Genomic DNA, 21,974 nt, shown 5'->3' on the forward strand with positions numbered 1-21,974 from the left:
TTTTAAAAAGAATTCACATAGTCTCTTAAAGCAGATCCGATTCTTTCTAGCAGGGAATCCATATCACGAGTTTTGTTCAATCTTTTCAGAGTGTTCCAAAAGATATATATTCCCGTTAAACTTCCTATAAAGTTTCCAATAAAATCCGTCATTGTATCAAAAAGGCTATCTTCTTGAGCTAATCTGTATCCAGGATAATCTCTAAAGATTAGATCCGAAGTAAACTCTCCTATTTCCCAAAAAACGCCCAATGTCATAACAATAGAGAGGGTAACAACAAATATTTTTAAAAAGAAAAAAGGCATTTTCATCTTAGTCCAGATTAGTTCAGAACCCATCACCAACGGATATATAAGAAATGAAAGCCAAATACCTCCTGTAAAATGAAGAATAAAATCGTAAATTTCAAAATAATCGTAAAATTGATACCACATACCAAATACACTATGTAAAGAAATTTGAATTATTGTTACTGTACGTATTTCTTCAAGAATCGTAGACTTTGTCACCCATTCAAAAATCCAAGTTAAATAAACTCCAAAGGCACTTAAGAGGTATCCTAAAAAATGCGGTAAGTTAAAATCCCAAATGCTTCCTATAATAGGGATAAATACAACAAAAGAAAAAAACAAGTTAATAGTTCTTAAAACAGAATAAACCGTTGAACTTGAAGTAAACATGGTTTCTTTCACTAAAGGATCTCTTACTAAAAAATGATGGATTTTGTCAAATTCTATTTTTGCTTTTTTCAATGTTTTCGAAAATTTGGGTGTAATTGGTATCACCTCATTTGAGTTTTTTACATATTCTATAATTCATTTCAATTATACCATTTAGATACAAAAACAAAAAAAGCAGCGAACTAATTCGCTGCCATGAGGGGATGATACGACTATGGTGGCTCCGGGTGAGGGATTCGAACCCCCAACCTAGTGGTTAACAGCCACCCGCTCTACCGTTGAGCTAACCCGGAAAAAATTAAAAACTTTCAAAATCCAAAAATGATTATATCATCAAAATGGTGTTTTGTCAACATTTTTATTTTTATCTACGGGGGCTACTTCACCAAGGGTAACAAACCTTTTATCTTATCGGATAGATGTGGATACAGCTTTATCTTTATTCTTTGGATTGAAACAAGTGTTTCCCATTCCTATTTCGTTAAAAATATCTTCAACATACTCTTTGAAATGCTTTTGAGTAACTTCTTCAACGATTTTCATAAGCGTGATAAAATTTAAACAAGAATATTCATAACACTTGTAGCCGTTTTCTTGGGGCTGAATATTGATTATGTGCTTAAGCAACTCTTCTCCTCGATACTTTTGCCATAGGTTTGAATAAGCCTGCATTCCAGAAGTATGAGTTAATAATTCGAAGATTGTAACCTCGCTTTTTGGTCTACTTACCTCTATGAATTTGCCAATTTTATCTTCCAATTTTATTTGTTTTTCATCTATTAGTCTCATAACCGCGGTTGCAGTTCCAACCACTTTGGTAACACTTGCTAAATCAAAGATATCTTCTTCAGTAAGTTTTTTGTTTTCATCTTTTGTTCCGAAAGTATTTTTATACAATATCTTTTCATTTTTGCCTATTAAAATGGATGCTCCGGTGTAAACATTGTTTACTCCTGATAAAACAATTTCATTTAAAGATTCAACATCTTTGTCTTTCAAATCATCACTGCCTTTCAAAATCTTTTATAAATTTTTCCAAAATACCATCACAAACAACATAAGATCCCAATTTATCTACCTCGTTTTTTAACTCAACTTTTTCATTGGAACTAAGCAGTTTACTAGCTATTTCTGCAAGCTGGGAAAGCTTTTTTAACCATGGATGTATATCTTCATATAACATTTCATCTTTCATGTATTTCAATTTTCTATCAAGATTGCTCAACCTCTCCAAGTATTCCTTTAGCCCTTTTCCCTTATTCAAAGGATCTTTTCTGAATTCTTTTATTAGACTTTTTAACTTAATTGATGTTTCCCCAAAAATTCTCGATTTTAGAAAATTTTCACTGAATAATTTCATATCCTCAAAAAAGTCTGACCCTACCAAATTAAAAATAGATTTGTTCCAAGAACACCAAGGATCGTAACCTTGTGAGTTCCAAAGATAATCTGCTATTGTTTGTTCTGCAAGCATCGATGCGTAAGGCTGGTTCATTGGATTTGAGATAATCCCTTTTACTTTCGATATACATAAGTCATTTTCCCTGTTCATTAACGGGGCTAAGAAAAGTTCTCCTTGATCTGCATCGTTAACTGGATAATTATCCCACAAGATCAAATCATGACCGAACTGGTTTGAAATCTTATCTGCGTTTTTGCAGCTTACCCTTTTTGACCATACACCTTTCCCTGTCCATACTACGGGAATTTCAGGATTTAAGTTCTCTTTCATCGTCCTTCTGTACATCGAATCCTCTTCCTGCCAGTATTCAGTTGGACAAAAGTATAAATTAACCTCTGAATCTTTCCCCTTTAAAAATTCGTATAACTTGTTTGCTATATATGTCTGAGCTAAACCATAATTCCCTTCGAACTTTTTTTCATCTTCTTCGTAATTCAACTTTTCAGGGATATCATCGAAAAGAATAGCAAATTTTTTTACACCTTTACTTAAAATTTCATAGTATTTTTTGCACAATAAATCAAACTCTTTTTGATCACTAAATTTCATGCTAAGTCCAGGACTTACACAAAACACAAAATCGACAAAATTATCTTTTGAAACTTTTATTAGCTCATCTATTTTTTCTATTTCTTCTTCCGGATAATCCCCTCTCCATTTTTCCCTGTGATATGGATCGTCTTTTGGAGCATACCAATAGGTATTCATTTTATTTCTTCCACAAAAATTTATCATGTCTAATCTGTTTTGATGGCTCCATGGTTCTCCATAAAAACCTTCAATTATTCCTCTCATTTTAAAAGAAGGAGAATCGAATATTTCAACTACAGGCAGAAGTTTATTCTCAAAATCAACAAGTTGTCTCAGGGTTTGTAGCCCATAGAAAATACCTTTCTTTGATTTGGAAAAGATTTTAACCGTTCTATTTTCTTCTTCCACTTTTATTAAATAACTTTCTAGATCCACAATATCAATGCTTAACTCTATATCGTTACTTTTGATAAATTCATTTAAATCCTTGTCAGAGGGAGAAACAATAGATTCTATTTTTAAGTCAGCACTATCTGAGTCTTTTACAAAGACAAAATCTTCACTTGGGAAAAGCTTGATGAAACTTTCTTCTTCAAAATTTTTGAAAATAGAAAGCTTTGAACTTTCAAAGTGAATATTTGCTCCTTCATAGAATAGCTTTTTAGGTTTTGGATTTAATCTAAGAAATAAGTTCATTAAAACTCCTCCTCGTATAATATGTATTAACTCTCTTTGGAATCCCCAAAATACCTATTACATACTGGTTTTAAAAAATATTGTTTTCTAAAATGCTTTCCTTCTTTTCTATGCGTTTCTATCCAATATTTGAAACCCTTTTTACTAACTTTCAGAAAAGCGAAATATTTTATCGCATTATCTAACTTTTATAAAAACCACCTCCCATGTTCCACTTTTTTCTATTTTTAAAGAGTCTAAGTAAAAAGTTTACGAGTGATATCTTGGTACATGGAATTTTTGCTGCCAGTAACTGAGCAATCAAATTCCTTCTTTTGCCAAGATTTTCAGTCATAATTATATGAGATTCTTTTAAATAAAAGATGGGTCCCTCAACAACAGCTTGACAGTATTCCTCTACTCTATCAGGAGAATTTCTATTGAAATATTCAGTTCACTCAAAAATTCCTTATCCCACTCGTTATTTTTTCATATTGAATAAAAGTGTACCCGAAGCATCTGTTGTCAGTTTCCCTGTGAGTTTGTAAACGGTAACATTTTTTGACTGAACTAATTTGTATGTCTTTTTATACTCGTCAGGATATTCTTCTCTAAACTGAATTAGTTTACTTAGAGGAAAACTAGGAAAAGATGGCTTAAAAATCTCTGAGATATCTCTTTAGCATAGTTCTCTTAAAGGCCTTTGCTAGATTTTTGTGACGAATGTCACTCCACAGCCAGGCGTTGATAAATGGTTTACTTGATCTATTTATTGAAAGTAAAGCGTGCATATCTCTCGTTACTGAAATAACATCTATTTTCCTACGCTCTACTATACTTTTTGTCAGTATGGAAACATTCTCCAACCATTTATTTGGGCTTTTTTCTGTTGGATTATCCTCTTTTTCAACGAAGTCACTTTTTCACTTTTAAATCTATTATTTTTCCTTTTTCTGTAACTAATGCAACCTTTACCCTGGTAGTTCCCACGTCTATAACTAGAACATTCATTAAATACTCCTCCCTTACGGTAAAAAATACAGCTCCCTTATCCGCTTTTTCTTAAAAAGCTCCTTGTTCATTTGTTCACCTTCAGGAATATTAGAACTCACAAGTATATCAGGTTGTTCTCCGTTTTCTAAATATTTCTCTGCCACTCTCATTGAAATACTATGCAAAATAAAAGCTCCAGCATAGGTTGATACAGGACCCATAGTAACTCCATTTATTGGAATAACACTATCTCCTACAGGTACATGGTTATCTATTACTACATCAAAGGTTTCATCACTAAGTTTTTTTCCTGTGCTGTGATTGCTATCAAATTTTTCGTAGTTCTTGGAAATTAAAGTAATGACTTTTGCTCCACGTCTTTTACTCTCTAAAGCCACCGTTACTGGGGCAGCATTCCTTCCAGAGGTTGAAACAACTATTATACAATCACCATTGTTTATTCGTGAGGATTCAACAATATCCTTCCCATATTGTTCATTTCTCTCAATATAAGAAGTCAAGCGGGGCTTAGTAGTGGTTACACTCAGACCTGGAACAAATATGGGTTCAAATAATGCAAGGGTGCCAGCCCTATAATAAACCTCTTCTGCGAGAATAGATGAGTGTGTGCAACCAAAAATATAAACATGTTTATTGTTTTTGGCTGTTTCATAGATTAAGTGGGCAGCCTTTTCAATATTTTCTTTTTCATTTTGTTCAACTTCATCCAACACTTTTTTTATTGATTCAAGATATTTATTCATAGTCTCCACTTATTTCACCTTCTTTATTTAGAGTGAGTTTGATATATATATGCCTTTGGGAAAAGAAACTAATAAATTCAAAGTTCGTTTACTTATAAATAGGTTCTTCTTATGCCTAAGAGAACAAAGGTATTAATTCGATAAAAATTTTTCTTATATCTGTAGATTGTTAAATTCCTGTTCAACCGTTTCGCTGCTCTTTGTAATTATGCTACTTCAGTTTCTTTGTGAAGCTTTTGAGATCGTTTGTATAGAAAATGATCATTCATGAAGAAACAAAAGTACCTTTTTCATCTTTGTAGCCTCCCAAAATTTTTTTAGAATGCTACCTTTAGAAAGTTTAAAACTTGTTTTAATATCCATTGGCTTGACACTCCACCTGTAAGGAATGGTTTCACCCTCTAACACTTTTAAAATTTAAATCTTATCTTTGAAAATCATTTTATATCTAAAGTATCTAATGATTTGAGGGTATAATAAATGCTGTAATGTAAAAATGATTTATTTTGTATTAAAGTAATAACTTTAGTTTGATTCATTTTCACTTTTTAATTATACTATTATTTTTTTCTTTTGCAAATTAGAAATAATGAGCTATAGTCTTCTAACTGGAAATAATTTCCTATAATTCTGAATAATCACCCTTAATCAAAAAAATCGAATTGACATATTGTTATTACTTAAAGCACAATAGATATTTATAACCAAAAATTAGAGGAAAAGATAAAAGTTTCTTAACGGCAGATGATTTTGAGATGGGGGGAGTAGCAAACTTTTATTCAGCCCAAGAGGCGGTAATAAAATCACTGAATGCTGGAATGAACATAGTTAGTATCTGTCACTCTTTTGAGAAACAGTCAAAAGCCAAAAATGCTGTATTGAATGAGTATAGAAACGACGAAAATTTTAAAAAAAGATAAATTCATCACTAGAAAGAATTCAATCGTTAATGAAAATTTCCGTAGATTTGAAAGTGAAAAAACAATAATAAAAAACCTGTAAAGAGTATTTAGTCAAGGCTGATAGGAAACCCAAATTGGCAATATTGATGATTTTATCTGGAAAAGACAAAGAATTTTGTACTGAAGCTCTAAAGAAAAACGGAGTATTAAATGAAGCATTGAAAACACTAAAAAATTAAACTCATACAAAAATCCCCATATTTGGGGATTTTTTATCAAATTATATTTCATTTTTGTTTGAAAATTTCATACACTTGATCGACATCAAAGGTATTTATCACATCTGTCGCTTCAAGCCAACCTTTACGTGCAATACCCACTCCATATTTCACGTCTTGTAGTCCTTCCACTCTATGAGCGTCTGGACAGATAGCAAGTTTAACTCCTTTTTCTTTTGCGTATTTAAGAAACCCAGCGGGAATTCTTTCCAATTTCCTTATCTGCCATGAGGCTGTTTTATCAGAGATGAAAGCTGGTTTTCTTTTCCATTAAGCAACAAATCTCCTTCTTTCATATGAGGAACAAATTGCCAGTTATTATTGTGACTAATAAACTGTATGTTTTTCAAAGAAACTTGTTTGTAACTTTTATTTGGCATAGTTATATAATTATCAAAAATATCTTTTATATAAGCTCCACCATTCGTAAAACCAGTAATCCACCCTTTTCTACTAAAAACTTTTACTAAATCGTTCAAATAAAAGCTTTTGTAGAATTTGGTATTTTTCGAGTTTCTAATCTGATCTCTATTAGGCTCTTTTCGTCCTTTTCTAGCAGTAGCTTCGTGTAGAGACCTTTTTTTCTTCCTAACCTGTCTTATTTCGAAAACAGAGTCTACATTCTTTTTAATGAAGTCTATGCCAGAAATAGCAATAGCATCGTTATAATGTGTTTTCGATAATCCTAACTCTTTTCTTCTGGGAGTTGTCCAAAAACCATATACAATATTTGCACTTGGATATCTTTGATATATTCTTTTTCTAATGATATTCATAAATGGATGTTCTTTGTATGCTTTCGGTTTTTTAGATTTAGTCATCCATTCCCAAAAGATACCTCCAGGTTTATGATTTTCTGGTGTATGACAATCGGCACAAACTGTTATCAAATTATTAGGATTATCTGTACCGCCTTTAGACTTATACTTTATATGATGAGTTTGGAGAATAACACCTTTCTTCTTGCAGACTTCGCATGTATAATTATCACGTTCAAACACAAAATATCTAATATCGTCATACCCATGCATCTGTCCTTTTTGATAATCTTTACCAGAAACTTCAGGATTAACAAATTTATGTGAATCGAATTTTCCTACCTCTATATTTAGTTTTGGATTAGGAACTAATGAAGCAAATTTATCAATCCATTTGAACGTGTTACTAATTCTACTTTCAATAGAAGGTGGTAACCAACCTTCTTTTCTTTTTCTGTTAAGAAACTTAGATTTCCTATATCTTGTTTTTCTGAAACGTCTAGATCTTCTATAAGTTTTTCTAGTAGTCAATAAAGAACTAACATCTTGCCTTAGTTCTATTTCGCCTTTAACTAAAACTTTATTTTCTGATGTGATTGCTACACCAATATGTTTGGAACCTATATCAATACCAATTGAAACTCCTTGTTTGTAACCACTACTGCCATATAACAACTGAATAGTGAATGGTTCATAACTAATAATCTTAGCTTTCTTCCCTTTTAGTAACTTTCTTGCCTTTGAAGGTTTACAAGGCATCAAAGGTTCACCGTGTTTATTAAAAACGAATACTAACACAAAGTATTCCTCCTTATCGGAGTAGTTGCCCTTCGCAAATGTTATTTTAGCTTGCCTGGAATGCCAGGACTTCCTTAGGTCGACTGTCCCTACCTCACAGGACTGTTTACGGAGCCTACACAGAGCAACGGACTAGGGCATCATCCGAGGGTGTGATAACTAAAATAACGTAGTCTTTCAACTTTGCCGTAAGGCTGTTTTCAGACTCATGCTAGTCAACCTTGGCTTTTACAAGCCATCGTCTTTAGACCGGGGTAGTTGACTGTATCGCCAATCTATATCTAACCTATGAGGATTTGAGTTCATTTCAATTATTTTATCGTATTCAACACAAGCATCTATAACCCTATAAACGTCAAGATCATATCCATCCCTTGAAAGTAATAATCTACCAGTTACATGTCCTAAAATCTTTGTGTATTTGCTCTTTACAGCTTTTATAATCCTTTCAGTCATCTCTTCTTTGCTCATCTTAAAATTAGAATGTACCGAAGCAATTACAAAATCAAATTTTTTTAATAAATCTTCTTCATAGTCCAGCGAACCATCTTTCAAGATATCTGATTCTATGCCTTTCAGTATCTTTATATCCGAATATTTTTCGTTCAATCTATCAATTTCATCGAACTGTCTCAATATATCTTCCTCTTTTAAACCATGTGCATATCGGGCAGATTTACTATGATCTGTAATACCTATATACTTGTAACCTAATTCTCTTGCTCCATTTACCATCTCGGTAAGAGTATTCGCTCCATCGCTGTAATTAGTATGCACATAAAAAACACCTTTGATATCTTTTTGTTCTACCAATACTGGTATTTCACCTTTCTCAGCAGCTTCAATTTCACCCATATTTTCTCTAATTTCAGGTGGGATATAAGATAAATTTAATTTTCTGAATATCTCTTCTTCATCTTGACATTTGATGAGAGTATCACCTTTAAACAACCCATATTCGTTCATCTTGATACCCATTCGTTTTGCCCTATGCCTCATGGTGGTGTTATGTTCTTTACTACCGGTGAAATGATGCAAAGCGTAAGGGTACTCTTCATCCTTTACTACCCTTAAATCGGCGTTAATGCCAGATCCTAAAGTTATACTTGTCTTCGTATCTCCTCTAACAATCACATCTTTTGTTTTCTCGTATTCTACAAAGCTTTCCATTAATTTTTGTGGGTTATCAGTAGTTGCCAATATATCTATATCTTTTACTATTTCCTTTTTTCTTCTGATACTTCCAGCTATCTCACACCTTATAACGAGTCCTGTTTTAAGTAAATATTGTTTAAGTAAATTAGCTTCCGAATATGCCTCTGAAAATAGATGCTGGTTGCTAAACCTCTTCACAAATTTAATACCCTCTAATATTTTCTTTTGAGTCTTTTCTCCAAATCCCGGGAGCTCAACCAACCTATTTTCAAGGCAAGCATACTCCAGTTCTCCAACGGTTTTTATATCCAATTTATCGTACAAAGTTTTTATTTTTTTAGGCCCAAGGCCTGGTATTTTTAACATCTCAACTAGTCCTTCGGGAATCGATGCCTTTAAGTTTTCGTAGTATTCAAGTCTTCCTGTAGTGATAAGTTCGGTAATCTTTTTATTGATGGCTTCGCCTATCCCTTTAACCTCTTTTAGTTTGTTATTCTTGACTAATATTTCTATATCTTCATCAAGAGTTTCTAAAGCACGTGCAGCATTATAATATGCCCTGATTTTAAAAGGGTTTTCTCCTTGTAATTCTAATAAAAGACCTATTTCATTGAGAATATTGATAACAGTTTTTTTATCCAATTTACTTTAGCTCCCCTTCACCCAGCAGCCCACCCAGATAGGATTAGGTAGGACTGAGAAAGTAGCTGTACTTATAAATATTATATCATTCTTAACGTCCGTTTTAAAACGATTATTCTGATGATATAATCGTTTAAACTTTAGTAACTCAAATAAATTAAGGGGGGTGAAAAAATGGCAGATATGCTTGTAAAACTTTACGATTTGAATTATGATGAGAAGGTATTTTCTGAATTAAAAGATTCAAAACTAACAGTACGGAGAGCGAAAGCACCCGAAAAATTTATCGTTTTGGATTGGATCAAAAAAGAATTCGGTGATCACTGGGCAAGTGAATGTGATGTAACTTTTTCTAACAAACCTATCAGTTGTTTCATAGCTGTAGACGAAGATAAGAACAAAATTATTGGTTTTTCTTGTTTTGATGCTACATGCAAAAATTTTTTTGGTCCAATGGGTGTAGACAAAAACTACCGAGGAAAAGATATTGGGAAAGCATTGCTTTTAATCGCTCTAAAGAGTATGGAAGAAAGTGGTTATGCATATGCCATAATCGGAGGAGTTGGTCCTGCTAAATTTTATGAAAAAGTAGCAAACGCTACATTGATAGAAAACTCTGATCCGGGAATCTATAAGGGCATGTTAAAAAGTTAAGAAAAACTACAAAAATCAGAGCTTTTATTAAATAAATTAAAATAATTACTCCTAATCGCTTCTCATTACTCATAATCAGATTTGCGATGTAACATGTTTCAGAGTAGTATTATATTGGGATCTGGTAAAGCATGTATTTTGAATACTACGAGCACCTTCCACCTTTTTGAAATTAAGCTGGGATGTTAAAGGGAGATAGGGGAACTTAGTATTATTTTTTCTTGGAAAGGCCTTTCCTTGATAGTGTGTAACAAAAATATTGGAGGTGAAAAGAGTATGAAAAAAGTGTTTGTTGTGTTTCTTTTATTGGCAAGTTTGGTTATGGGAAGCGTATTATTCGCTCAAGTAACCCAAATCCCCAGAGAAGAAGCAGTGTATGTCGCAGGTTTTCAGTGGGGACCACCAACAACGGATAATCCGCTTGCAGGTTCGCCAATGACGTTTGTTTCTGATCCTAGACAACATATTTGGATATATGAAACACTATTCACATGGGATGCTCTCAATGGAAAGTATGTTCCTATTTTGGGAGAATCCTATAAGTGGCTTGATGAACTAAGATTAGAGGTAAAAGTGAATCCAAAAGCGTATTTCCACGATGGAGAACCTGTTACTGCAGACGATGTTGTATATTCCTACAAATTAGGGCAAAAATATCCCTTAGGTCTACAGATTTGGGAATGGTTGGAAGATGTTTACAAGGTAGATGACCATACAGTTATTTTCGAGATGAAACCAGACAATCCAAACAGATTGATGGTAGAAGACGCAATTGGAGCTACCTTCATTCTTCCAGAACATATTTGGTCTAAGGTTGAAGCAGAAAATAATTATGATTTGACCAAAATCAGACAGTTTAGAAATGAAAATCCTGTAGGCTCTGGTCCATACAAAGTATTTTATGAAAGTCCAGAAACTATAATTTTAGAAAGAGTAGATAACTATTGGGGAAACGAAGCTTTACACGGTGGGAAAAAACCCGCAGCCAAATATATAGTGCATCCTATTTTCAAAAGTAACGACGAAGGTAGTTTGGCTTTTGAAAACGGCGAAGTAGACGTTTCTCAACAATTCACGCCAAGAATATGGGAAATGTGGGAAGAGAAAGGTCTTCCTGTTGGTACATGGTATGACGAAATCCCTTATTATATGCCTGGACAAATGCCTTCGTTGTGGTTTAACGTAAACAAATATCCTCTTAGTTTGCCTGAAGTTAGAAAAGCTATTGCATATTCGGTAAATTACGCAAGAATTTCCGAACTTGCTATGTCCAATTATTCTCCTAAGGTTCAAGCTAGTCTTATAATGCCATATGGTGGAGAAGCAAAATACTTTAATGAAAACTTGGTAAAACAATACGGTTGGGAATACAATCCAAAAGAAGCTATTAGGATATTAGAAGAAGATCTAGGAGCAACAAAAGGTAAAGATGGAATATACGTTCTGCCTGATGGGACAAGGTTAGGCCCATTTACAGTAGAATGCCCATATGGTTGGACAGACTGGAATGCTTCTTTACAAATCGTGGCACAGTCTGCAAGAGCAGTAGGTATAGACATTCAAACATCTTTCCCTGATGCACCTATAGCCTATGACAACAGACAAACAGGTAACTTCGATATGACTATGTGGTCACCTTCACAGCCTGGACCAGCTCAACCCTGGTTGAGATTCCAAATAGCTCTTTATTCAAAAGGTGTTCCCGAAGTTGGACAAATTGCTTACAGTAACTTTGGAAGATATAAAAACGAGTGGGCTGATCAACTCATCGATATGATTCCAAAAGTAACCGACGAAAAAGAATTAAAAAACCTCTATACAGAGTTAGATCAACTATACAGGGAAGATATCCCGATGTTCCCATTAATGTATAGACCTCAGACATTTTACCAATACAATGAAACTTACTGGACAGGTTGGGCAAACGCAGAAAATCCTTATGCTCCACCGATGCCTTTGGTAGGTGCAGGGATGGAAATGTTGTGGCATTTAGAACCTGTTAAATAAAGTAATTTACTGTCAATCGATTTAGCCGAGAGTTCGTGGGGGGAAGCTATAGCCCCCATGAACTCTTTTAAATATACTTTCGAGAGGTGAAATATGTGAAAGGATTTACGAAGTATTTTTTTCAAAAACTTTTTTGGTATCTACTAGCTTTTTTCTTGGCTTTATTTTTGAATTTTTTCTTACCAAGACTCATCCCCGGAGATCCTATTTCAGTTATAGTAAGTAAAATGATGTCTGGAACCGTAGCAAGTGAGACACAAGAAAGAGTCTATCAATCTTTCATGGAAGAGTTTGGATTGGATAAACCTTTACCTATTCAGTTTTTCAACTACATAGGGAATGTTTTTAGAGGTGATTTAGGAACGTCATTCAGTTTATACCCTCTTTCTGTTAACGAAGTTTTGGGAAACGCTATTGTATGGACTATTTTTTTACAATTTCCGGCGATAATTGTAGGTTGGATATTAGGGAACTTACTGGGGGCCGCTGCTGCTTACAGAAAAGGGGTTTTCGACAAAACTATTTTTCCAGTAGCATTATTCGTTAATTCTATCCCTTATTATGCTTTGGCAATCATATTACTATATTTTTTTGGAGTTTACTTGGGATGGTTCCCAATTGGCGGTGGTTACAGCAGAACATTGCTCCCTTCTTGGAGTTGGACTTTTGCAATTGATGTTTTACATCATTACTTTTTACCCTTTATTTCCATCGTTTTAGTAACAATAGGAGGACAAGCCATAGGTATGAGAGAGATGTCAATATATGAATTAAATACAGATTACGTTACCTACAGTAAGATGTTAGGTATTAAAGATAAGAAGATTCAAAGCTATGTCTTCAAAAATGCAGTTCTTCCTCAAATAACAGGGCTTGCAATAAGTTTAGGTACCATGGTAGGAGGAGCTTTGATCACAGAGATAGTCTTTGGATACCCTGGAGTGGGAACATGGCTATTCAATGGAATAAGACAACTAGATTATCCAATGATCCAAGGTTCAACACTTATAATAGCGTTGATGGTTTTAGTTGCTAATTTTATTTTGGATATGGTCTACGGACTAATAGATCCTAGAATTAAAGCTGTGCAAACGGAGGAGGGTTAATATGAATACAATAAAATTACTTTTGAAATCTCCAAAATTTTTAATAGGCTTTGGACTTTTTATGTTTTTATTCCTAACTGCCTTCATATACCCTGCTGTTTCACCAAAAGATCCATTGGAGATGGTTGGATTTATGTACGAATCCCCTTCCTCAACTTACTTGTTGGGAACAGACAACTTTGGAAGAGATGTATTTGTAGAGCTTATTCACGGGATGAAATCCTCGTTGATTATAGGATTAATTTCAGGTGTCATTGCGACAACAATAGGTATAACTATAGGCCTTTTTGCCGGGTACAAAGGAGGAACCACTGATAACATATTAAATTCAATAACTAATATATTTTTAGTTATACCTCCATTCATAATACTGATATTGATAACGGTTAGTTTAAGAAGCAGGTCCCTGTTTGTTATGGGATTAGTATTAGGAATAACCTCTTGGCCATGGACCGCTCGTGCCGTAAGGGCGCAATCACTTAGTTTAAGAAACAGGGAACATGTTGATATAGCCAGGTTAAATGGTGCCAGTACCGTAGAAATTATAATACGCGAAATAATGCCTTATATCTTATCTTATATATTCATGGCATTTATCCTCCAAGTAGCCACGGGTATTTTAAACGAAGCAGGAATAAGTATGTTAGGACTGGGTCCAAGTAATATAGTTTCACTCGGTACAATGCTTTCATGGGCATTATTATTTGAGTCTGTTAGATCAGGTGCTTGGTGGGCTTTTATACCTCCAGCTATAGTCATAGCTTTAATAACATTTTCTCTATATTTTATGAATTCGGGGATGGATGAATTATTCAATCCCAAACTTAGGAGTTGATGAGGTTGGAATCAAAAAAGGTTATTTTAGAAGTTAACAATCTTAAAACCTATTATCAAACAAGGTTAGGAGAAAAAATAAAAGCGGTTAACAGCGTTTCTTTTAACCTATATGAAGGAGAAATCTTGGGAATAGCCGGTGAATCAGGTTGTGGTAAATCTACTTTAGCAATGAGTTTATCAGGCTTATTTTTATCCCCTTTGAAGTATGAAAGTGGATCAGTATTTTTAGACAATGAAAATATCATGCAAAAAAAAGAAAATGAGTTGAGAAGTAATATACTAGGGAAAAAATATTCGTATATCCCTCAAAGTGCCATGAATGCCTTGAATCCAACAATAAAAATCAAAAATTTTGTTATAGATCTACTGAAAGAACACGATCCTAATATGACAGAAAAAGAGATTTTAAATTTGGCAAAAGAACGTTTTGAATCTCTTTCTTTGCCCCCAAGAGTTTTAAACCTCTACCCTTTAGAACTTAGCGGTGGTATGAAACAAAGGGTAGTTGTCGCAATCTCCACAATAATGAACCCAGAAGTTGTAGTAGCAGATGAACCAACTTCTGCATTGGACGTTACTTCGCAAAAAATAGTAATTAAATTAATTAAAGATCTTTTTGATAAAAAAATAGTAAAAAGTATAATTTTTATAACTCACGAATTACCCATATTAAGACATATATGTGACCGTATCGCTGTAATGTACGCCGGAGAATTTGTAGAGATAGGAAATATGAAAGATGTAATCTTCGATCCTATTCATCCTTACTCACAAGCATTAATGCAGTCTATTTTAGTTCCTGAAAAAGGTATAAAAGGTAAAAAACTACCAAGTCTTCCTGGGTCACCACCTGATTTAAGGAAAATTCCAAAAGGATGTAGGTTCGCAGATAGATGTCCTTTGGCAATTGAAGATTGTAAAAAAGAAGATGTCACTTTAACTAAAGTAGGAGAAAGATCTGTAAGATGCATTAGAATAAACCATATTTTAACACAAGGAAAGAAGGTGACACCGTATGTCTAATCACTCAAGTGAAGATATAGTAAAAGTTGAGAATTTGACCAAAATATTTGGAAGTGGAAAAAAAGCTGTAAAAGCGGTAGATAACGTCACTTTTTCTATAAAAAAAGGGGAAATCGTCTCTCTTGTTGGACAAAGTGGAAGCGGTAAAACAACGGTAACTAGACTAATACTCAGGTTGTTAAAAGAAACAAAGGGAAAAATTATTTTTGAAGGTCAGGATATAACAGGTTTAACAGGGAAAGAAAAAAAGCTTTACTGGAAAAAAGTGCAAGCAATATTTCAAGATCCCTACGCCTCGTTCAATATATTTTCCCCGGTAAAAAAAGTTTTAATAGATGCTTTCAAGTTATTTGACAACAGCTTCACGAAACAAGAAAAAATGGCAAAGGTTTACGAAGCTTTGGAATCAGTTAATCTAAGACCTGAAGAAGTAGCAGATAAATATCCTTTTGAATTAAGCGGTGGTCAAAGGCAAAGGATAATGATAGCAAGGGCTCATTTGATAAAACCAAAATTACTTTTAGCTGACGAACCAACTTCTATGATCGATGCAAATTTAAGATCGGGGATTTTGGAGTTACTGTTAGGTTTAAGGGATACGGAAGGTACAACTATCATGTTCGTAACCCACGACCTTGGTTTGGCTTACTATGTCAGTGATAGACTTTTCATCATGCATGAAGGGAAAATAGTAGAAAGGGGAGATGCTGATAAAGTAATAACGCAACCCGAACACCCATATACAAAACAATTAATGATGGATGTACCAAAACTATCGGAAGAATGGATCTTAAAATAACATAGAATGAAATGTGGGTGGACTGCGGGGCGAAGGGGAGCTAAGGTAAGTTTTTGAGATTGTGAAAACAATAAAAACAACAACATAGGAGGAATAAAAATATGTCTGAAAAAGTTTTTCCAAAGGATTTCATGTGGGGAGCAGCTACTGCATCTTACCAAATAGAAGGTTCTCCTTTAGTAGATGGAGCTGGTTCTTCGATTTGGCATAGGTTTTCTCATACACCAGGAAATACATATAATGGAGACACTGGAGATGTTGCAGACGATCATTATAACAAGTACAAAGAAGATATTGCTTTAATGAAAGAGTTAGGATTAAAAGCGTACAGGTTTTCTATATCTTGGCCAAGAATTTTCCCATACGGTAAAGGTAAAATCAACGAAAAAGGTGTTGATTTTTACAATAGATTGGTTGATGAATTACTCAAAGCAAATATAACCCCTTTTGTTACATTGTATCATTGGGATCTACCTGCAGCTTTACAAGATCTGGGGGGTTGGACAAACAGAGACATCGCCTATTGGTACACCGATTACGCAGATTACATGTTTCAAAGATTTGGTGACAGAGTAAAAAATTGGATTACTTTAAACGAACCCTGGGTAATGGCATTTGTTGGACATTTTATGGGTGAACATGCGCCTGGAATGAAAGACCTTTACGCCTCTTTCTCAGCTGTCCACAACCAGTTGCGTGCTCATTCAAAAACAGTTAAAACGTTCAGAGAAGAAAATATCAAAGAAGGAAAAATTGGAATTACTTTATCAAATACTTCCCATGATCCCGCTGCGGATTCACAAGAAGATATAGATGCCGCACGGTTGGCACATGAATGGTCAAATTATCCATTGTTTTTGAATCCAATATACAAGGGTGACTATCCAAAGGGGATAAAAGAACATGTCTCTGAGTTTTTACCTCATAATTACGAAAATGATTTGGAAGAAATAAAAGAAAAAATCGATTTTGTAGGCATCAATTATTACTCTGGAGATCTTGTCAAGACCGATACAAAATCATTTCTAGGTGGGAAAACCGTTGAAAGAGGCCTTCCAAAAACAGAAATGGGATGGGAGATTTACCCTGAAGGTTTCTATAAAATACTAAAGGGAGTTCAAGAAGAGTACAATCCAAAAGAAGTGTATGTAACTGAAAACGGTGCTGCTTTTGATGATAAAGTAGTCAACCAAGAGGTACACGATGAAAAAAGAATAGAGTATTTAAAGCAGCATCTTGAACAAGCATTAAGAGCGATTCAAAATGGAGTTACGCTAAAAGGATACTTCGCCTGGTCCTTATTAGACAATTTTGAATGGGCATGGGGCTATTCAAAGAGGTTTGGAATAGTGTACGTTGATTACAAAACTCAAAAAAGGATTATAAAAGATAGCGGCAAATGGTATTCACAGGTTATTAAGAATAATTCTTTTGAATTCTAATCTTGTTTTTAAAAGAATAGGCTTTTTTAATAGTAAACCAAAGGATGTGAAAAAATATGGAGAGAGACATAAAGAAGTTGATTTCTCAGATGACGCTTGAAGAAAAGGCAAGTTTATGTTCAGGCTTAGATAATTGGCACACCAAACCTATTGAAAGGTTAGGGATACCTTCAATTACGATGAGTGATGGACCTCATGGTTTAAGAAAAGAAGCTAACACCAATGACGAAGGTATGTTGAAAAGCAGCGTACCCGCCACATGTTTCCCAACAGCCGCTACAGCAGCTTGTTCATGGGATAGAAAATTAATAGAAGAAGAAGGAAAAGCCTTAGCTGAAGAATGTCAAGCCGAAGAAGTTGATATTATACTAGGCCCCGCTATTAACATTAAAAGGTCTCCATTGTGTGGAAGAAATTTTGAATACTTCTCTGAAGACCCATTCTTATCAACAGAGCTGGCTACAGCATATATAAACGCTGTACAAAGTTATGGAGTAGGAACTTCTTTGAAACATTACGTCGCAAACAATCAAGAACACAGAAGAATGAGTGTAGATGAAGTAATAGATGAAAGAACCCTAAGAGAGATTTACTTAGCAAATTTCGAAGGGGCAGTAAAAAACGGCAAGCCTTGGACGGTAATGTGTTCTTACAACAAAGTGAACGGTACGCATGCTTCTGAAAACAAATACTTATTGACAGATATACTGAAAAAAGAATGGAACTTCGAAGGATTCGTTGTATCCGATTGGGGGGCAGTAAACGAAAGGGTAGACGGATTAAAAGCAGGATTAGACTTAGAAATGCCTTCAAGTTTTGGAATAGGAGACAATAAAATCATACAAGCCGTAAAAAACGGTCAATTAGAAGAGAAGGTATTGAATGAAACTGTAGAAAGACTACTAAAAATCATTTTTAAAGCAATAGATCACAGGAAACAAAACGCAACATATGACAAAGAAGCTCACCATCAATTAGCAAGAAAGATCGCAAGAGAAAGCATGGTACTTTTGAAGAATGAAGACGATATACTTCCATTTAAAAAAGAAGAAACGATAGCCATAATTGGAGAATTTGCCACATCACCGAGATATCAAGGTGGTGGAAGTTCGCATGTAAACCCTATAAAAATAGATAATCTACTAGAAGAGATAGAAAAAATAACTCAAGGAAAATCTAAAATTCTTTACGAAAAAGGATACCATCTTAACTCAGATGAAATCGATGAGGAACTTATAGAAAAGGCTAAAAGATCTGCAAAAGAATCTGACGTCGCTGTAATCATCGCAGGACTACCTGAAAGATACGAATCAGAAGGGTACGATAGAGAACATATGCAGATGCCCCAAAGCCATAACAAGTTGATTGAAGAAATCACCAAGGTTCAACCAAATACGGTGGTGGTATTAAGTAATGGTGCCCCAGTTGAAATGCCTTGGGTTGATAAAGTCAAAGGGCTACTAGAAAGTTACCTAGGAGGCCAAGCATGGGGAGGAGCTGTTGCAGATATCCTCTTTGGTGAAGTTAATCCTTCTGGGAAATTGGCAGAAACATTTCCAAAAAAACTCAGTCACAATCCTTCTTATCTAAACTTCCCAGGGGAAGATGATAGGGTTGAATACCGAGAAGGCGTATTTGTAGGGTACAGATATTATGATAAAAAACAAATAGATCCGTTATTTCCATTTGGATATGGGTTAAGTTACACCAATTTTGAATATACCGACCTAACAATAGATAAAAGGGAAATAAACGATAACGAAACGTTGAACGTTAAAGTGAAAGTTAAAAATACAGGAAATATCAGAGGCAAAGAAATAATTCAATTGTATGTAAAAGACATAGAAAGCAAAGTAAATAGGCCAGAAAAAGAACTAAAGGGATTTGAAAAAATACAACTTGAACCCGGCGAAGAAAAAACTGTAATTTTTACCTTGGATAAAAGGGCGTTTGCTTATTACAACACAGAGATAAAGGATTGGTACGTAGAAAGTGGAGAGTTTGAACTATTGGTTGGAAAATCATCGAAAGATATAATATTAAAAGAAAAAGTAAAAGTCAACTCCACAAAAACAGTAAGAAACAAGTTCCATAGAAATTCCACGATTGGTGACCTAATGGAAGACCCTGTTGGCTCACGGATCTTAAAAGAACTAATGCAAGATCAGATTTCAGAAATTTTTCCAGTCGATGAACACAGAAATGAAGAGTTAGTTTTATCAATGATGAAGTATCTGCCTCTGAGAGGACTAATAAACTTTGGAAGAGGAAAATTCACTGAAGAAATGCTGGAAGAGCTTCTTAAAAAACTGAATCAACAGAGATAAAGAACTGTCGAGACGATCTCTAAGATCGTCTCTTTGCTTTGATCACTTATTTAAATAAAAAAGCGGAAGGTGATCTCTTATGAAATCAAGATCCATTGGCAAAAGAATAATAAGTATAGTAATAATCATATTCATATTGTTCGGCCTTTCTATAATTTTCAATACCACTTCTCTTACCAAATCAAATGCTGGTTTGGAATCTTATAAAAATTTGTCAGATCAAGTTAATAATATAACAGAAGTAGAAACAGCATTTTTTGAAGCTTCTTTGAATTTTAAAGATTATTTAGATAATTACGAAAAGAATTTCGAGAACGCCTTTAGAGATAATTTATCTAAAATAGAATCATATATGAACAATTTGCTTGACACCACGGAAGAATCTACCTCTTTAGTTTATATTAATGAATCTTTAAATACATATGAATTTAATTTCAATCAAATTGTACAATTAAATTCTCAGGCTAATACTTTTCTTTCGGAATACAATAAGCTAAGCGAATCATTTATTCAACAACTCAATGATTTCAATACTTTAACTAAACAATATAGTGTTTTGGCTTTTTCACTATTATCAGAAGATCCTGTTGTAACAGTGCAAAATATCAACGAAGAAGTTAAAAAATATTTCTCTTCTAAATCTTCAAGCGATAAAAACAATGTATTAAATATGTTCTCAACCTTTAAAGACAATTTAGCGTTTGTAGAATTTGGATTAACCAACGATGAACTTAAAAATGCTTTTTCTGAGCTAATGGAAAGCCTCAACAATTTAGAAAACACATTCAACCAAATAGTCACAGCGATAGAATCCCAAGAGCCTATAATCGAGCAGATGGAACAAGCAAGGGTAGAGATACTGAATCTATTAGAAGAACAAAGAAATAAATTAAAGGTCCAGCAAGACACGTTAGGTCCAACACTCATAGAAGAAAACAACCAAGCAATAACCTTGACAATCATCTTAACAGCAGTAGCTTTTGTAGTATCGATAATCATGGTCATCTATCTAATAAGAAGCATAACGAAACCACTATTAGACTTCAAAAACAAGATAAACCAATTCAAAGAAGGAGATTTAACGGTAAACTTTGAAAGTAAAAGCAAAGACGAGATAGGGCAGATGGCCAATGCTCTATCAGAAATGAGTAAAGAATTGAGAAGATCCATGGGGTCAATAAGGCAGGCATCAGACAAAGTAGAAAACGCATCAGAAAGTCTAACACGATCATCACAAGAAAGCAGAAAGAACTCAGAAGAACTCAAAAACCAGATGGACAAGATACAAACAAGTACGGAAGAAACGGCAGGGAACGTAGAAGAAGTAACCTCAGGGGTAGACGAAGTAGCAAGGGCAGCACAAGGTGTATCCCAAGACGCACAAAGATTAAGTGAAGAAGCAGATGAAACAAGTAAAGCGGCAGAAGAAGGAAGCAAAACGATAGAAAGTATAAGTCAAGCGGTGAAAGAAGCAGTAGAAAGGACCAAAGAAAGTCAAAAAGAAGTAGAAACACTCGCAAACAACGCCAAGAACGTACAAAGTATAGTAGAAACGATAAACTCGATAACGGAACAAACGAACCTGTTGGCACTAAACGCAGCGATAGAAGCTGCAAGGGCAGGAGAAGCGGGAAGAGGATTTGCAGTTGTAGCGGATGAGATAAGGAAGTTAGCAGAAGAATCAAGGAATGCAACGGATGAAATATCAGAAATACTAACCAACATAACGCAAGGTACGAACAAAGTGAACGAATCTACGAACAAGGTAGTAGGAACGATAGGAGAAATAAACGAAAAGATGGAGAATGTACAGAAAAGTTTCAACCGGATAAAAGAAAGGATAGAAAGGATGGACCAAGGGATAGAAAACATGACAGCAAGTGCGCAAGAACAAAGTGCAAGTGCGCAAGAGATGAGCACAGCTATGGATAGGGTAGCGAAAGCGGTAACAGAGATAAGTGAACAACTAGAAAGATCAAGAAGTGTAATAGACGAACAAGTAAAACAAGCGGTAGGGATAAACGAAGAAGCGAAAGAGTTGAGTGAGTTAGCCACAGAGTTGAAAGGATTGGTTGGAAGTTTTAAAATATAAAATCATCAAAGAGACGCTATATATAAGGTTTTAGAGTTTTTAAAGTTTT

At 34.4% G+C, this 21,974-nt stretch carries 16 protein-coding genes, 1 tRNA gene and 1 pseudogene; 10 read left to right on the forward strand and 8 right to left on the reverse strand.

Annotated features, from left to right (window positions below):
• Positions 1 to 2: 2 nt before the first annotated feature.
• The 5 genes from X928_RS02630 to X928_RS02650 form a co-directional block, all read right to left on the reverse strand.
• Positions 3 to 692, reverse strand: coding sequence for a DUF2238 domain-containing protein (locus X928_RS02630; protein WP_245857154.1), 690 nt, complete (start codon positions 690 to 692; stop codon positions 3 to 5).
• A 206-nt stretch (positions 693 to 898) separates the two neighbouring features.
• Positions 899 to 973, reverse strand: a tRNA-Asn gene (locus tag X928_RS02635).
• A 115-nt stretch (positions 974 to 1,088) separates the two neighbouring features.
• Positions 1,089 to 1,679 (reverse strand): serine hydrolase domain-containing protein, encoded by a 591-nt coding sequence (locus X928_RS02640; protein ID WP_169926278.1) that lies wholly within the window; start codon positions 1,677 to 1,679, stop codon positions 1,089 to 1,091.
• 4 nt (positions 1,680 to 1,683) lie between these two features.
• On the reverse strand, positions 1,684 to 3,369 hold the full coding sequence (locus tag X928_RS02645; RefSeq protein WP_103078365.1) for a protein O-GlcNAcase: 1,686 nt from the start codon (positions 3,367 to 3,369) through the stop codon (positions 1,684 to 1,686).
• Positions 3,370 to 4,373: 1,004 nt separating this feature from the next.
• Positions 4,374 to 5,105 (reverse strand): sugar isomerase domain-containing protein, encoded by a 732-nt coding sequence (locus X928_RS02650; RefSeq protein ID WP_245857156.1) that lies wholly within the window; start codon positions 5,103 to 5,105, stop codon positions 4,374 to 4,376.
• 755 nt (positions 5,106 to 5,860) lie between these two features.
• On the opposite strand from X928_RS02650, the gene X928_RS10050 reads away from it, so the two are divergent.
• The gene (locus X928_RS10050; RefSeq protein ID WP_169926279.1) at positions 5,861 to 6,025 is read left to right on the forward strand and encodes a hypothetical protein; all 165 of its coding nucleotides are present in this window, start codon (positions 5,861 to 5,863) and stop codon (positions 6,023 to 6,025) included.
• 269 nt (positions 6,026 to 6,294) lie between these two features.
• Here the strand turns inward: X928_RS10050 and X928_RS02660 are convergent.
• From X928_RS02660 to polX, 3 genes and pseudogenes are all read right to left on the reverse strand, one after another.
• A pseudogene (locus X928_RS02660) lies at positions 6,295 to 6,477 on the reverse strand (histidinol-phosphatase); the annotation flags it as partial.
• 26 nt (positions 6,478 to 6,503) lie between these two features.
• On the reverse strand, positions 6,504 to 7,841 hold the full coding sequence (gene iscB, locus X928_RS02665) for an RNA-guided endonuclease IscB (RefSeq protein WP_103078367.1): 1,338 nt from the start codon (positions 7,839 to 7,841) through the stop codon (positions 6,504 to 6,506).
• A 228-nt stretch (positions 7,842 to 8,069) separates the two neighbouring features.
• Positions 8,070 to 9,638 carry a DNA polymerase/3'-5' exonuclease PolX gene (gene polX, locus X928_RS02670; RefSeq protein WP_245857155.1) on the reverse strand — a complete coding sequence of 523 codons (1,569 nt, stop codon included), beginning with the start codon at positions 9,636 to 9,638 and terminating at the stop codon, positions 8,070 to 8,072.
• A gap of 174 nt (positions 9,639 to 9,812) precedes the next feature.
• Here polX and X928_RS02675 point away from each other — a divergent pair, with 174 nt between their 5' ends.
• From X928_RS02675 to X928_RS02715, 9 genes are all read left to right on the forward strand, one after another.
• The gene (locus X928_RS02675) at positions 9,813 to 10,292 is read left to right on the forward strand and encodes a GNAT family N-acetyltransferase (protein ID WP_103078368.1); all 480 of its coding nucleotides are present in this window, start codon (positions 9,813 to 9,815) and stop codon (positions 10,290 to 10,292) included.
• 276 nt (positions 10,293 to 10,568) lie between these two features.
• Positions 10,569 to 12,299: an ABC transporter substrate-binding protein gene (locus X928_RS02680; RefSeq protein ID WP_103078369.1), complete on the forward strand. Its 1,731-nt coding sequence runs from the start codon at positions 10,569 to 10,571 to the stop codon at positions 12,297 to 12,299.
• A gap of 95 nt (positions 12,300 to 12,394) precedes the next feature.
• Positions 12,395 to 13,405, forward strand: a complete 1,011-nt coding sequence (locus tag X928_RS02685) for an ABC transporter permease (protein WP_103078370.1) — start codon at positions 12,395 to 12,397, stop codon at positions 13,403 to 13,405.
• A 1-nt stretch (position 13,406) separates the two neighbouring features.
• Positions 13,407 to 14,240 (forward strand): ABC transporter permease, encoded by an 834-nt coding sequence (locus X928_RS02690; RefSeq protein WP_103078371.1) that lies wholly within the window; start codon positions 13,407 to 13,409, stop codon positions 14,238 to 14,240.
• Positions 14,240 to 15,265 (forward strand): ABC transporter ATP-binding protein, encoded by a 1,026-nt coding sequence (locus tag X928_RS02695; RefSeq protein WP_103076673.1) that lies wholly within the window; start codon positions 14,240 to 14,242, stop codon positions 15,263 to 15,265. The genes X928_RS02690 and X928_RS02695 overlap by 1 nt, the downstream gene beginning before the upstream one ends.
• Positions 15,258 to 16,064: an ABC transporter ATP-binding protein gene (locus X928_RS02700; RefSeq protein WP_103078372.1), complete on the forward strand. Its 807-nt coding sequence runs from the start codon at positions 15,258 to 15,260 to the stop codon at positions 16,062 to 16,064. Before X928_RS02695 ends, X928_RS02700 begins: the two co-directional genes overlap by 8 nt.
• A gap of 101 nt (positions 16,065 to 16,165) precedes the next feature.
• A complete protein-coding gene (locus X928_RS02705) occupies positions 16,166 to 17,506 on the forward strand; it encodes a GH1 family beta-glucosidase (protein ID WP_103078373.1) in 1,341 nt (446 codons plus the stop codon).
• Between the two features lie 56 nt (positions 17,507 to 17,562).
• Positions 17,563 to 19,833 (forward strand): glycoside hydrolase family 3 C-terminal domain-containing protein, encoded by a 2,271-nt coding sequence (locus X928_RS02710; RefSeq protein WP_103078374.1) that lies wholly within the window; start codon positions 17,563 to 17,565, stop codon positions 19,831 to 19,833.
• 79 nt (positions 19,834 to 19,912) lie between these two features.
• Positions 19,913 to 21,925 carry a methyl-accepting chemotaxis protein gene (locus X928_RS02715; protein ID WP_103078375.1) on the forward strand — a complete coding sequence of 671 codons (2,013 nt, stop codon included), beginning with the start codon at positions 19,913 to 19,915 and terminating at the stop codon, positions 21,923 to 21,925.
• The last annotated feature ends 49 nt before the right edge of the window (positions 21,926 to 21,974 follow it).

This window comes from Petrotoga miotherma DSM 10691 (genome assembly GCF_002895605.1).
Classification (GTDB): Bacteria; Thermotogota; Thermotogae; order Petrotogales; family Petrotogaceae; genus Petrotoga; species Petrotoga miotherma.

Bases quoted from the DNA above. Each gene is read 5' to 3' on its own strand.
- X928_RS02695 (WP_103076673.1), top strand. From the start codon at position 14,240: ATGAGGTTGGAATCAAAAAAGGTTATTTTAGAAGTTAACAATCTTAAA.
- X928_RS02690 (WP_103078371.1), top strand. From the start codon at position 13,407: ATGAATACAATAAAATTACTTTTGAAATCTCCAAAATTTTTAATAGGC.
- X928_RS02645 (WP_103078365.1), bottom strand. From the start codon at position 3,369: ATGAACTTATTTCTTAGATTAAATCCAAAACCTAAAAAGCTATTCTAT.
- X928_RS02705 (WP_103078373.1), top strand. From the start codon at position 16,166: ATGTCTGAAAAAGTTTTTCCAAAGGATTTCATGTGGGGAGCAGCTACT.
- X928_RS10050 (WP_169926279.1), top strand. From the start codon at position 5,861: ATGGGGGGAGTAGCAAACTTTTATTCAGCCCAAGAGGCGGTAATAAAA.
- X928_RS02700 (WP_103078372.1), top strand. From the start codon at position 15,258: ATGTCTAATCACTCAAGTGAAGATATAGTAAAAGTTGAGAATTTGACC.
- X928_RS02710 (WP_103078374.1), top strand. From the start codon at position 17,563: ATGGAGAGAGACATAAAGAAGTTGATTTCTCAGATGACGCTTGAAGAA.
- X928_RS02675 (WP_103078368.1), top strand. From the start codon at position 9,813: ATGGCAGATATGCTTGTAAAACTTTACGATTTGAATTATGATGAGAAG.
- X928_RS02680 (WP_103078369.1), top strand. From the start codon at position 10,569: ATGAAAAAAGTGTTTGTTGTGTTTCTTTTATTGGCAAGTTTGGTTATG.
- X928_RS02650 (WP_245857156.1), bottom strand. From the start codon at position 5,105: ATGAATAAATATCTTGAATCAATAAAAAAAGTGTTGGATGAAGTTGAA.
- X928_RS02715 (WP_103078375.1), top strand. From the start codon at position 19,913: ATGAAATCAAGATCCATTGGCAAAAGAATAATAAGTATAGTAATAATC.